Raw genomic sequence first — 12,561 nt, forward strand, 5'->3', positions numbered from 1 at the left:
TGCGACATGCCGAGCCCGACGCAACGTCCCCATCGCTTCGAAACCCTGCAGCTGCACGCCGGTCAGGAGCCCGCCCCGGGCACGAACGCCCGCGCGGTGCCCATCTACCAGACGACCTCGTACACGTTCGACTCCGCCGACCACGGCGCACGGCTGTTCGCGCTGCAGGAGTTCGGCAACATCTACACGCGGATCATGAATCCGACGACGGACGTCTTCGAGAAGCGCATCGCGGCGCTCGAAGGCGGCGTCGCGGCGCTCGCCACCTCGAGCGGGCAGGCCGCCCAGTTCCTGACGCTCGCGACCATCGCGCAGGCCGGCGACAACATCGTCTCGACGAGCTTCCTGTACGGCGGCACGTACAACCAGTTCAAGGTCACGCTGCCGCGGCTCGGCATCGGCGTGAAGTTCGTGGACGGCGACGAGCCGAAGGACTTCCGGCGGCTGATTGACGGTCGCACCAAGGCGCTCTACGTCGAGACGATCGGCAACCCGCGCTTCAACATCCCCGACTTCCGCGGCCTCGCGGCGATCGCCAGCGAACACGGCATTCCGCTGATCGTGGACAACACCTTCGGCGCGGCGGGCTGGATCGCGCGTCCGATCGACTTCGGGGCGGACATCGTCGTCGCCTCGGCGACCAAGTGGATCGGCGGGCACGGCACCTCGATCGGCGGCGTCATCGTGGACGCCGGCCGCTTCGACTGGGGCAACGGCAACTTCCCGCTGTTCACCGAGCCCGCTCCGGGCTACCACGGCCTCGACTTCTGGGAGGTGTTCGGTCCGAAGGGCTCGTTCGGCAACATCGCGTTCGCGATCCGCGCGCGCGTCGAGGCGCAGCGCGACATCGGCGCGAGCCTCTCGCCGTTCAACGCCTTCCTGTTCCTGCAGGGACTGGAGACGTTGTCGCTGCGCGTCCAGCGGCACACCGACAACGCGCTCGCCCTGGCGCGCTGGCTGCGCGAGCAGCCGCTGGTCGAGTGGGTGAACTACCCGGGGCTCGAGGATCACCCGTGGCACGCGCGCGCGAAGCAGTACCTGCGGAACGGCTTCGGCGGCGTGCTCAGCTTCGGCGTCCGCGGCGGGTACGAGGCCGCCAAGCGCGTCATCAACTCGCTCAAGCTGGCGAGTCATCTCGCCAACGTCGGCGACGCCAAGACGCTGGTCATCCACCCGGCCTCGACCACGCACCAGCAGCTCAGCGAGGCCGAGCAGCGCACCGCCGGCGTGGCGCCCGAACTGATCCGCGTCTCGGTCGGCATCGAGCACCTCGACGATCTGCGCGAGGACTTCGCCGAGGCGTTCGCGGCGGCCGGGGCGGAGGTGCCGGCATGACCGACGGTCCGGCACGGGCGGGGCGGTTCGTGTTCGCCTCGCCGTTTCCGCTCGAGTCCGGCGCTTCCCTCCCGGGTCTCGAGCTGGCGTACCGCGCGTGGGGGCGCCTCGCCCCCACCGCGGACAACGCCGTGGTCGTGTGCCATGCGCTGACCGGCTCCTCCGACGTGCCGGCGTGGTGGCCGGCGCTGTTCGGCCCCGGACGCGCGCTCGATCCCGGGCGCGACTTCGTCGTGTGCGTGGACGCGCCGGGCTCCTGCCACGGCAGCACCGGACCCGCTTCGCCCGCGGCCGACGGCGCGCCATGGGGCGCGCGTTTTCCGGCGCTCACGGTGCGCGACCTCGTGAACGCCCAGCGCGCGCTGCTCGACGCGCTCGGTGTGCGCGCGGTCCGGCTCGTGACCGGCGGCTCGCTCGGCGGCATGCAGGCGCTCGAGTGGGCGTTGCTCGATGCGCGCGTCGGGGCCGCGGCCGTCATCGCCGCGCCCGCGCGGCACGAGGCGTGGGCGATCGCCTGGAGCGACGCGCAGCGGCGCGCCCTCGCCGCCGACCCGGCCTGGCCGGACGAACCTGCCCGCGCGACGGCGGGACTGGCGGCCGCGCGCGCGATCGCGATGCTCAGCTACCGCTCGCCGCGCTCGTTCGCGGCCCGCTTCGGCCGCCGGCCGGGCGAACGCACGCCCTTCGCGGTGGGCGACTGGCTCGCGCACCACGGCGACGCGCTCGTCGCGCGCTTCGACCCCGCCAGCTACGCCGCGCTGCTCGGCGTGATGGACACGCACGACGTGGGCGCGGGACGCGGCGGCGTCGCGGCCGCCCTCGGACGGCTGGCCACGCCGGTCCTCGTCCTCGGCATCGGCAGCGATCACCTCTACCCGTCGCACGAGATCGAAGCGCTGGCGGCCGCCCTGCCACGCGGCGAGCTGGCCTGGCTGCGTTCGCCGCACGGTCACGACGCCTTCCTGCTCGATCAGGCGGACGTGAACCGCGAACTGTTGCGCTTCCGCGCCCGCCTCGACTCGAAGCCCGCGGCGTCACGCGAAAGTGCGGGAACGGGAGCCATCCGATGATCACCATCCTCAAGTTCGGCGGCACTTCGGTCGGTGAGCGACCGCGCGCGCGCCGCGCGCTCGCGGTGGTCGCGCGGGCGCACGCACGCGGCCGCGTGGTGGTCGTCGTCTCGGCCCTGGCGGGGGTGACGAACGCGCTGGTGCGCGCCTGCGCGCTCGCCGCCAGGGGCGAGGCCACGGGCGCGCGGCTCGCCGACGCGCTTCGCCGCCGGCACGCGCGGTGGCTCGCGGCGCTGGCCCCGCGGGAGCACGGCGCGCCGCACGATCGCCCCGACCCGGCGGGACTCGAGCCCGTGCTGGCGGCTCTCGCGTCGCGGCTCGATTCGCTGGCCCTGCGCGCGGCGGCCGATGGCGGCCGCGCGCACGATCCGCACGACCAGGCCTGGATCCTCGCCGCCGGCGAGCGGCTGTCCGCGCGGAACTTCGCGACCGCGCTCGCCTCCCGTGGCCTGCCGGCGGCGGCGGTGGACGCGTCGCAGGTGCTGGCCGCGAGCGGCGATCCGCTCGAAGCCGACCCCGACGCCGGGACGACGCGCGTGCGCGCGCTCGCCTGGTGGCCGGACGCGCCGGCGCTGCCGGTCGTGACCGGCTTCCTCGCCGCGGATCCGTCGGGACGCACGGTGCTGTTCGGTCGCGGCGGCTCGGACCTGTCCGCGACGGTGCTGGCCGCGGCGCTCGACGCGTCGCGGGTCGAGATCTGGACGGACACGGACGGCGTCCTCACCGCCGATCCGCGGCTCGAGCCCGCGGCCCGCCGGCACGCGGCGCTCGATCCGACGACCGCGTCGGCCCTCGCGCGCCTGGGCGCGCGCGTGCTGCACGCGCGCACCCTCGAGCCGCTCGCGCGCACGCGCACCGAGCTGTTCGTGCGCGACAGCGCCCGCCCGGGCCGGCGCGGCACGCGCGTCGCCCGCGGCGCGCGCACCGCCTCGGCCTCGGTGGTCGGCGGCGGCGCGCTCACGCGCGTGGTTCCCGCCGACGGCACGCCCGCGCTGGCGCTCCTGAGGCGCCTGCGCGCCCGCGGCGTGCCGGCCGTCGCCCCGGCGCTGACCGGCGGGGTGCTGGTGCCCGAGAGCGCGACCGCCTGTGCGCGCGCCACGCTGGCGGGCGCGGCGAAGTTCGCGCCCGGGCCCGAAGGCGCAAGGCTCGTCGCGGTCGCTGGACGCCACGCCAACGACGTGGACCCGGGCGAGACGGCGGTCGCGCTCGCGGCGGCCGGCGTCGCCACGGTGATCGCGCCCGAGTCCGCGCTGCCGGGCGTCGTCCTGGCCGCGGTCGCGGAGCGCGACACCGAAACGGCCGTTCGCGCGCTGCACGAGGCGTTCGTGCGGCCGCGCCGGGCGGAGGCGGACGTGATCCTCGCGGGCGCGCGCGGCGGAGTCGGCCGCGCGCTGCTGGCGCGCCTCGCACTCGCGGCGGCGCGCGACGGCCGCCGGCCGCTGCGGCTGGTCGCGGCGTTCGACACGCGCGGCGCGGTGTTCGACCCGCAGGGCCTTGCGCCCTCGGCGGTCGAAGCGGCGCTCGCCGCCTCGCCGCCCGCCGCCCTCGACGAGGTTCTCGCGCGCCTCGGGCGGCGGCACGGCCGCCCGCTGGTGCTGGTGGACGCGACGGCCAGCGACGACCTAGCGGCGCGGCACGCGGAGCTTCTCGTCTCCGGCATCGCGGTCGTGACCGCCAACAAACGCTCGCTCGCGGCGCCGCTGCCGCTGTGGCGGGCGCTGCGGGACGCGGCGCGGCGCACGCCGCTGTTCGCGTCCACGACCGTGGGCGCGGGGCTGCCGGTGCTGGCCACCGTGCGGGCCCTTCGCACGCGGGGCGACGCGCTGTGGACCGTGCGCGCCGCGCTCTCGGGCACGCTGTCGTTCGTGCTCGCCGCCGCGCAGGACGGCCTGCCGCTGTCGAAGGCCGTGGCCCTCGCGCGCGAGCGCGGGCTTTCGGAGCCGCACCCGGCCGCCGACCTCTCGGGCGCCGACGTCGCGCGCAAGCTGCTGATCGTGCTCCGCGAGTCGGGGCTGCCGCTCGACGCGGACGACGTCCGCGCCGAGGCGCTCGTGCCCGCCGCGCTGCTCGATACTCCCGACGCGGCGTCGCTGCTCGCCGCGCTCGAGACCCACGACGCCGCCTTCGCCGGGCGCATCGAGGCGGCGCGGGGGCGCGGCAGGCGTCTCGTCTATCAGGCCGCCTGGGACGGCCTGCGCGCCCGGATCGGGCTCGCCGAGGTGGACCCGCTCGACCCGATCGCGCGGGCACGCGCCGGCGAGAACGTGGTGCTGCTGCGCACGGCGCTGCACGACGAAGTTCCGCTCGTCATCGCGGGGCCCGGCGCGGGCGCGGACGTGACCGCCGCCGGGCTGCACGGCGACCTGCTGGCCGCGGCCCGCGCGCTGCTGCGACGCGCCCGTCGGGGGCGAAACGCGCCGGTGGTGAACGCACGACCGTTCCGTGGCGTGGGCGGCCCGGCGCACGATCCGGCGTGGGCGTGAGGAAAGCCGACCGGCGGGCGCCGCGACCGGCCGGCCCGCGGCCCGCCGCGCGGCGGCCCGGGCGGCCCTGAGCGGGCGGCGACGGCGCGGCGCACGGACTCGACCGGTCGGGGGCCCGGTTGCGCCGTGCGCCCGCGTCCCGCATTCTCTCCCGTCTTCGCACCCCTCCGGCCTCCCCCGCGCGCCCTTCGCGCGCCCCAAAGAAGCGAGAACGCACGCATGGCTGTCGACACGTCCCGCCCGTTCGTCTACGTCATGAAGGACCTGCGCAAGGTGGTCCCGCCCAAGCGCGAGATCCTCAAGGGCATCTGGCTGTCGTTCTACTACGGCGCCAAGATCGGCGTGCTCGGCCTGAACGGCGCCGGCAAGAGCTCGCTGCTGAAGATCATGGCCGGGGTGGACCCCGACTTCATCGGCGAGGCGTTCCTCGGCAAGGGCTACACGGTCGGCTACCTCGAGCAGGAACCGAAGCTCGATCCGGCCAAGACGGTCCTGCAGAACGTGCAGGACGGCGTCGGCGAGAAGATGCGGGTCGTGAACCGCTGGAACGAGATCAGCGCGAAATTCGCCGAGCCGATGAGCGACGACGAGATGGAGAAGCTGCTCGCCGAGCAGTCGAAGGTGCAGGACCAGATGGACCACATGGGCCTGTGGGACCTCGACCGCCACCTCGAGATCGCGATGGACGCCCTGCGCTGCCCGCCGGGCGACGCCGACGTCACGAAGCTCTCCGGCGGCGAGCGGCGCCGCGTGGCGCTCTGCCGCCTGCTGCTCTCCAAGCCCGACCTGCTGCTGCTCGACGAGCCCACGAACCATCTCGACGCCGAATCGGTGGCCTGGCTCGAGCGGTTCCTGAAGGAGTACGAGGGCACGGTCGTGGCGGTCACGCACGACCGCTACTTCCTCGACAACGTCGCCGGCTGGATCCTCGAGCTGGACCGCGGCGCCGGCATTCCGTGGGAAGGCAACTACTCGAGCTGGCTCGAGCAGAAGAAGAACCGCCTCGCCGAGGAGGAGAAGACCGAGTCGGCGCGGCAGAAGACGCTCGAGCGCGAGTTCGAGTGGGTCAAGATGGCCCCGCGCGCGCGGCAGGCGAAGAGCAAGGCGCGGTTGCAGGCCTACGAGAAGATGCTCGCCGAGGAAGGGCGCGAGCGTATTGACAACGTCGAGATCTACATCCCGCCGGGACCGCGCCTCGGCAACGTCGTCATCGAGACGCAGAACCTGCGCAAGGGCTACGGCGACACGCTGCTCATTGACGACCTGTCGTTCCAGCTCCCGCCCGCCGGAATCGTCGGCGTCATCGGCCCCAACGGCGCCGGCAAGACGACGCTGTTCCGCATGCTGGTCGGACAGGAGCAGCCCGACGCCGGCTCGCTGCGCGTCGGCGAGACGGTCCAGATCGCCTACGTGGACCAGAGCCGCGACACCCTCGAGGGCGACCACACCGTCTGGGAGGAGATCTCGGGCGGCAACGACCTGATCACGCTGGGCAAGCGCGAGGTCAACTCGCGCGCCTATTGCGCGTGGTTCAACTTCCGCGGCGGCGACCAGCAGAAGCGCGTCAAGGACCTCTCGGGCGGCGAACGCAACCGCCTGCACATGGCCAAGCTCCTGCAGAGCGGCGGCAACCTGCTGCTGCTCGACGAGCCCACGAACGACCTCGACGTGGACACGCTGCGCGCGCTGGAGGAGGCGCTGCTCGGGTTCGCGGGGTGCGCGGTGATCATTTCGCACGACCGCTGGTTCCTCGACCGCGTCGCCACGCACATGCTGGCGTTCGAGGGCGATTCGCAGGTCGTGTTCTTCGAGGGCAACTACCAGGACTACGAGAAGAACCTGCACGAGCGGATCGGCGCCGAGGCCGACCAGCCGCACCGGATCAAGTACCGCAGGCTCGTGCACAACTGAGCGGCGGCCGCGGCGCGCGGCCGCTCGCCGCCGGGCGGGCTCGTGGCGTACCCGCCCGGCGACCCGGCCTTCGCATCGCGGCGCGGGCCGCGCGGATGTGCGGCTACCGGCGCGGCGGCAGCAGGGCGATGGCCGCGAGCAGCGTCAGCCCGACGTTCTCGGCGAACTTGCGCGCGCCGATCGTCGCGGCGCCGGCCTTGCCGAAACAGCCGCAGCTGAAGTCCAGTCCGCGCGCCCAGGCGGCGCCGACCGCGAACGTGAACAGGACCATGAGCGCGAACACCACGACCGCGCCGGCGCGCCGCCGCGGACCCACCACCAGCGCGAGGCCGGCGACCAGCTCGATCCACGGCATCGTCATGGCGATCAGGTGCTCGGACCAGAGCGGCGCGAGCCGGTAGTTGTGCACCTGCTGCGCGAAGTAGGCCGTGTCGCCGATCTTGGCGAGCGCGGCGGCGAGGAACACGAGCCCGATCGCGACCTGCGCGAGGCGCACGGCCCACGGGGAGGCGAGCCTTTCGAGCAGCGCCTTCATCGCACGCGCCTCACGGCTGGGTCCCCTTGTGCACCGGCAGCCCCGCCTGTTCCCACGCGGGCAGGCCGTCGAGGAAGACGAGCACGCGCTTCTTGCCGGCATCAATCAACGAGAAGGCCAGGTTGCGCGACAGGTCGCAGTCACCGCCGCCGCAGTAGGCGACGATCGGCAGCCCGCGGTCGTCGAGCTGCTTCGCGAGCTCGGGATTCCTGAACACGTCGTCGAACGACAGGTGCAGCGCCCCGGCGATGTGCCCCTGCGCGTACTCGTCCGCGCTGCGCGCGTCCACGAACACCGCGGCGTTGGCGGCGTGGAGCCTGCGCACGATGGCGAGTCCGGTCTCGAAGGGTTCCTTCGTCTCGGGGATCGCGGGCACGTCCGCGGGCACGACGGGCACGCCGCCGGTCGGGCTCCCGGCCGCGGGCGGCGCGGCGCCGGGGGCCAGCGACATGCCGCCCGCGCCCGAGGCCACGGGGCCCGTCGCGGCGGCCGGCGTTCGAGACGCGGAGGCCGGCGTGGCGGCGGAAGGTGCGGGCGATGCCGCGGCGCCCGTCGGCGCCGGCTTCGCGGCCGGCGCACCGGAAGCGTCGGGCCGTGCGCCCGCCCGGCCGGCGAGAGCGGGCGCCTCGGCCGTCTCCTGCGCGGGACCGGCTGTCGCCGGCGCCCCGCCGGTCGTGGCGGGCGTGGGCGCGGAGGGCAGAACGTCCTCGAGCCGGACCAGCTTCTTCTCGGCCTTGATCCACGCGAGCCCCGCGCGCGGCCCGGAGCCGAGCAGGTAGGCGTTGTAACCGAGCCCGAGAGCGGCGCCGACGAGCACGATCACCGCGACCTCGCGTGCGAGCGAGCCGCTGGGCCTTGCCTGCGGATTCGGCGTGGGGTCGGTCATGGCGATGGGCCGGACGCGCGCGAGGCGGACACAGCGCCATGAGCATATCGCCCGCGAACGGCGGCGGGTGCAATGCGGGCGTCAAGCTCACGGATTCCACCGTCGCTCCCGCCCGGGACCGGCCGCCCCCGGTCCCGAAGACCGCGGCGCGAATCTCCCGGGGCTCATCCCGACTCTCAGGGGTGGTTGCTCCAGTGGAGCGAGCGCGAAAGGAGCCATTTCGGTGAGCGGACACGATGTCGTGGATTTCGAAAAGGACGTGATCGAGCGCAGCCGCGAGCTGCCGGTCCTCGTGGACTTCTGGGCGGAGTGGTGCGGTCCCTGCCGGACGCTCGGGCCCGTGCTCGAACGCCTCGCTGAGGACGCCGCGGGCCGCTGGGCGCTGGCCAAGGTGGACACCGAAGCCTTCGGCGAGCAGGCCACGCGCTACGGCGTCATGAGCATCCCGAACGTCAAGCTGTTCGTGAACGGCGAAGTCGTGGACGAGTTCGTCGGGGCGTTGCCCGAAGCGCGTGTGCGCGAGTGGCTCGCCCGGGCGCTGCCTTCTCCCGCGGCCGGCGCGCTGGCCGCCGCCCGCGAGAAGCTCGCCGGCGGCGACGCGGCATCGGCGGCGGCGGAGCTGCGCGAGGTGCTGTCGGCCGAGCCCGGCAACGCGCCCGCGCGCCTTTCGCTCGGAGAAGCGCTGCTCCGCCTCGATCCCGCCGCGGTCGAGGACGTGATCGCGCCGCTCGCCGACGACATCGCCGACCGCGCCGAGGCGCTGCGCGTGATCGCCGGCTGGCTGACGCGCGCCGACGCGCTGCCCGAAGGCGCGGCCCGCGCGCCCTTCGCGGCCGCGCTGGCGGCGGTCCGCTCCGGCGACTGGGACACGGCCCTGGCCCGCGACATCGAGGCTCTGCGCGCCGACCGGAGCTGGGCGGCCGGCGCCGCGCGCGAGCTCGGGCGCGCCATCTTCCTGCTGCTCGGCATCGAGCATCCCGCCTGCGAGAAGCACTACCGCGCCTTCTCGGGCGCGATGTACGTCTGAGCCGGCGGGGCCGCTCAGATCGCGATCGAAATGCCGACGCCGCGCTCGCGCGCGCGGGCGATGAGCCAGCGCGCGCTCGCGACGTCCTCGCAGGCGAGCCCCAGCGACTTGAAGAGCGTCACCTCGCGCGCGTCGCGCCGTCCGGCGAGGCCGCCCGCGAACAGCGCGCCCAACTCGCCCACGACCTCGGCGAAGCTCCAGCCCCCTTCGCGTTCGGCGCCGATCAGGTCCCCCGCCTCCTGCCGGGCCGCCGCGAGCGAGTCCACGTAGACGCGCGAGCGACGCACCGCCTCGCCGTCCAGCTCGCGCCAGTCGGGCGTGCACGCGCCGACCGCGCTCACGTGCGCGCCCTCGGCGAGCCATTCGCCGCGCAGCACCGGCGTGCGCGCGCTCGTCGCCGCGACCACCAGGTCGGCGCCCCGAACCGCCTCCTCGGCCGACGCGACCGCGCGCACCGCGAAGCCGCGCCCGCCATCGTGCGCGCGCGCGAACGCCGCGCGGCGTTCCGGGTTCGGGCTCCAGACGCGCGCCTCGCGCAGCGGCAGGACGGCCGCGAACGCCTCGAGATGGCTGAGCGCCTGCACCCCCGAGCCGAGCAGCGCCAGGGTTTCCGCGCCGGCACGGGCGAGCCGGCGCGCGGCCGCGGCCGAGACGGCCGCCGTGCGACGCTCGGTCACGAGCCGGCCGTCGAGAATCGCCTCGAGGGCGCCCGTCTCCGGATCGAGGACGAGGATGGTCGCGAGATGGGTGGGCAGGCCGCGCGCGGCGTTGCGTGGCGCGAGCGTCACGACCTTGAGCCCCGCGCCCGCGTCGCCGGGCAACGCCGCCGGCATGACGCCGATGAAGGACTCGTGCTCCTCCAGGCGCAGCGTCGTACGCACGGGCTGGACCGTCCGCCCGGAAGAGAAGTCGGCGAGCGTCGTCTCCATGAGGTCCACGAGCGCGCCCGTTTCGAGCAGCGCTGCGACGTCCGTCTCGGTCAGCAGCAGCGGCATGGCGTCTCCTGCGGTTACGGGTTGCCGGCACGCTAGCACGCCCGGTCGCGGCTGAAAGCCCCGCGCCGGGGCGGGCGTGATTGGGCAGGGGCGGCGCGCTGCGCTAGCGTCCCGCGCATGCGCGACGCGACGACGGCCCCGGGCCGACTCCCGGACTCCCGATTCCCGCTCCACGCCGCCGCCCGCGTCACCGGCGCCGGGCCGCGCCGGGCCGCATGAGCGGGCGATTCAATCCGCGCATCTACCGCGAGCCCGCGCCGCAGGCGTGGCTCATCCGGCTGCTCGGACCCGTCAACCGCCACCTCATGCTGGGTCCCGTGCTGGGGCTTCGCCGGTTCGACCTGCCCGGGGCCGACCTCGCCCGGCTGCGCGCGGCGGTGAATCCCGGCACGGCCGCTTTCCTGGGTCCCAATCATCCCGAGTTCCTCACCGACTGGCTGGTGGACAAGGAAATCTCGCGCCGCGTCTCGCCGCTCATGGCGCACTGGGCGTCGTACGAGATCGTCAACGGCTCGCCGCTTTCGCAGCGCTTCTGGCTCGCGAACAACCTGATCGCCAACGCGCCCGGCGGCGAGGGCAAGGCGTACTCGGTGCGCTGGGCGCTCGCCGGCCACGGCGTGCTGCTGCACCCCGAGGGCACCGCGACCTGGCAGGGCGAACGCGTGGGGCCGCTGCTGCCCGGCGTCGTGGACATGGCGTGGGAGGCCGCGCGGCTGCTGCGCGAGCGGGGCGATTCGCGGCCGGTGTTCGTCGTGCCGCTGCTCTGGCGGCTGCGGTTCCTCGCCGATCCGTCGGCCGGCCTGAGCCGCGAGATGGCCCACATCGAACGCGCGCTCGGCCTCGCGCCGGGAGGCGGCGCGCTCGAGGCGCGCTTCGCGGCGCTGCTCGGGCGGCTGCTGGCGCGCCAGTGCGGGCGGCTCTCGCTGCCCGCGCCCGCGTTCGACCCCGCGGCGCCCGGCCGCGCCTACTTCGGCGCGCAGGCCGCGACGCTCGCGGCGCTGCGCGAGGCGCTGGCCCGCGCACACGGCCCGCTGGAGCCCGACCCGGTGCGCGCGCAGCACCAGCTCCGCAAGTCCATCCGCGCGCTCGCCGCCACCGACCCCGAAGGCGCGCGTCGCGATCGCGAGCGGCTCGCCGAACTGCAGCGCCTCGCCGGCTTCGATCCCGCGCTCTACGACCGGCCGACGCTCGCGCCGGAACGCATCGCCGAGGTGCTCAAGCGAACGCGCGGCGCGCTCGTCACGCGCGGGTTCGCCAACGCGCTCCACAACACCGTGCCCGTCGCCGTCGCGCCGCGCGCCGTGCACGTGCGCGTGCCCGAACCGCTCGCCGTGCACGAGGCGCTGGCCGCGGGCGCCGACGCGGAAGCGGGCCGGTCAGCGCTGCTCGCGGCGCTGCGCGAGCGGCTTCAGCACGGCCTGGATGCGCTGGGCGCCGAACTCGCGGGCGACGCGCACGGGCCCGAACGGGCGAACCTGCTCTGGTCGGGCGGCGCCACACGCTGAGCGTGGCCCCGGGCGGGAGGCTCGTGCCCGCGCGAGCAGCCGCCCGGCGCGTGCGTCGTCGGTCGCGGCGGGAAGCCCGGCCGGCGGGCGGCGCGTGCGGATGCGCCCGGCGGCGTTCCGCTCAGGCCACGATCGTCGGGCGCAGGCGAGCCGCGAGCGCGTCGTGCCCCTTCTCGGCCGCGATGTCGGCCGCGGTCTGACCCTTGTCGCCCCTGGGAGCGAGCGTCGCTCCGTGCGCCAGCAGCAGGTCCGCCAGTTCGCCGTCGCCGAGCATTCCGGCCGACATCAGCGCCGTCCAGCCGTGATGCTGGCCCGCGTCCGGCGGCGCGCCGCGCTCGAGCAGCAGCCGGCACAGATCGAGACTGCGCGAGGACACCGCGCTGTGCAGCGGTGTGACCCGCATCGGATTTCTCGACTCGGCCGCCACGTCGGCGCCCATCATGAGCAACCGCTCGGCGACCGCCCCGCGGGCGAAGTACGCCGCCAGGTGGAGCGGCGTGAACCCGTCACTCGACCAGGCGTGCGCCAGCGCCGGCTGCGCCGCGAGCAGCTCGAGCGCGCGCGCTTCGTCGCCCGCGGCCACCGCTTCGAAGATGTCGAGCGACGGCAGCGAGGCACGCAGCAGGTCGCGCACCGCGGACTGGCGCGTGTAGCTCGCCCACAGGAACGCGGAAATGCCGTTCTCGTCGCGGCTCGCGGCGAGTGTCGGCTGCTGGCGCAGCAGGTCGGCGACGCCTTCGATGTCCTGGCGGCAGACCGCATCAATCATGTCGGCGGCGTTCGGGCTCATGGCTTCCCTTTCTTCCTGTGCCCC

10 protein-coding genes are annotated in these 12,561 nt (G+C 74.9%); 6 read left to right on the forward strand and 4 right to left on the reverse strand.

What is annotated here, in order from left to right:
• Positions 1-6: 6 nt before the first annotated feature.
• The 4 genes from IT347_08410 (at position 7) to ettA (ending at position 6,799) form a co-directional block, all read left to right on the forward strand.
• Positions 7-1,335 (forward strand): O-acetylhomoserine aminocarboxypropyltransferase/cysteine synthase, encoded by a 1,329-nt coding sequence (locus IT347_08410; protein ID MCC6349599.1) that lies wholly within the window; start codon positions 7-9, stop codon positions 1,333-1,335.
• Complete coding sequence (metX, locus tag IT347_08415; GenBank protein MCC6349600.1) at positions 1,332-2,405, forward strand: homoserine O-acetyltransferase; 1,074 nt, start codon at positions 1,332-1,334, stop codon at positions 2,403-2,405. The genes IT347_08410 and metX overlap by 4 nt, the downstream gene beginning before the upstream one ends.
• A complete protein-coding gene (locus IT347_08420) occupies positions 2,402-4,888 on the forward strand; it encodes an aspartate kinase (protein ID MCC6349601.1) in 2,487 nt (828 codons plus the stop codon). The genes metX and IT347_08420 overlap by 4 nt, the downstream gene beginning before the upstream one ends.
• A gap of 219 nt (positions 4,889-5,107) precedes the next feature.
• Positions 5,108-6,799, forward strand: coding sequence for an energy-dependent translational throttle protein EttA (ettA, locus tag IT347_08425; GenBank protein ID MCC6349602.1), 1,692 nt, complete (start codon positions 5,108-5,110; stop codon positions 6,797-6,799).
• Positions 6,800-6,902: 103 nt separating this feature from the next.
• On the opposite strand, the gene IT347_08430 is transcribed toward ettA, so the two are convergent.
• Complete coding sequence (locus tag IT347_08430; protein MCC6349603.1) at positions 6,903-7,334, reverse strand: DoxX family membrane protein; 432 nt, start codon at positions 7,332-7,334, stop codon at positions 6,903-6,905.
• Positions 7,335-7,344: 10 nt separating this feature from the next.
• Positions 7,345-8,220, reverse strand: a complete 876-nt coding sequence (locus IT347_08435) for a hypothetical protein (protein ID MCC6349604.1) — start codon at positions 8,218-8,220, stop codon at positions 7,345-7,347.
• 223 nt (positions 8,221-8,443) lie between these two features.
• Here IT347_08435 and IT347_08440 point away from each other — a divergent pair, with 223 nt between their 5' ends.
• Positions 8,444-9,247: a tetratricopeptide repeat protein gene (locus IT347_08440; protein ID MCC6349605.1), complete on the forward strand. Its 804-nt coding sequence runs from the start codon at positions 8,444-8,446 to the stop codon at positions 9,245-9,247.
• Positions 9,248-9,261: 14 nt separating this feature from the next.
• Here the strand turns inward: IT347_08440 and IT347_08445 are convergent, their stop codons facing one another.
• On the reverse strand, positions 9,262-10,242 hold the full coding sequence (locus IT347_08445; protein MCC6349606.1) for an ornithine cyclodeaminase family protein: 981 nt from the start codon (positions 10,240-10,242) through the stop codon (positions 9,262-9,264).
• Positions 10,243-10,457: 215 nt separating this feature from the next.
• Between IT347_08445 and IT347_08450 the strand changes: the two genes are divergently transcribed.
• Positions 10,458-11,747, forward strand: a complete 1,290-nt coding sequence (locus IT347_08450; protein MCC6349607.1) for a hypothetical protein — start codon at positions 10,458-10,460, stop codon at positions 11,745-11,747.
• A gap of 121 nt (positions 11,748-11,868) precedes the next feature.
• Here the strand turns inward: IT347_08450 and IT347_08455 are convergent, their stop codons facing one another.
• Entirely contained in the window at positions 11,869-12,537 is a 669-nt protein-coding gene (locus tag IT347_08455; protein ID MCC6349608.1) for an ankyrin repeat domain-containing protein, read from the reverse strand.
• Between the last annotated feature and the right edge of the window lie 24 nt (positions 12,538-12,561).

Source organism: Candidatus Eisenbacteria bacterium (assembly GCA_020847735.1).
Taxonomy (GTDB): Bacteria; Eisenbacteria; RBG-16-71-46; order RBG-16-71-46; family RBG-16-71-46; genus CAIXRL01.

Bases quoted from the DNA above. Each gene is read 5' to 3' on its own strand.
- IT347_08450 (MCC6349607.1), top strand. From the start codon at position 10,458: ATGAGCGGGCGATTCAATCCGCGCATCTACCGCGAGCCCGCGCCGCAG.
- IT347_08445 (MCC6349606.1), bottom strand. From the start codon at position 10,242: ATGCCGCTGCTGCTGACCGAGACGGACGTCGCAGCGCTGCTCGAAACG.
- IT347_08435 (MCC6349604.1), bottom strand. From the start codon at position 8,220: ATGACCGACCCCACGCCGAATCCGCAGGCAAGGCCCAGCGGCTCGCTC.
- ettA (MCC6349602.1), top strand. From the start codon at position 5,108: ATGGCTGTCGACACGTCCCGCCCGTTCGTCTACGTCATGAAGGACCTG.
- metX (MCC6349600.1), top strand. From the start codon at position 1,332: ATGACCGACGGTCCGGCACGGGCGGGGCGGTTCGTGTTCGCCTCGCCG.
- IT347_08410 (MCC6349599.1), top strand. From the start codon at position 7: ATGCCGAGCCCGACGCAACGTCCCCATCGCTTCGAAACCCTGCAGCTG.
- IT347_08455 (MCC6349608.1), bottom strand. From the start codon at position 12,537: ATGAGCCCGAACGCCGCCGACATGATTGATGCGGTCTGCCGCCAGGAC.
- IT347_08430 (MCC6349603.1), bottom strand. From the start codon at position 7,334: ATGAAGGCGCTGCTCGAAAGGCTCGCCTCCCCGTGGGCCGTGCGCCTC.
- IT347_08420 (MCC6349601.1), top strand. From the start codon at position 2,402: ATGATCACCATCCTCAAGTTCGGCGGCACTTCGGTCGGTGAGCGACCG.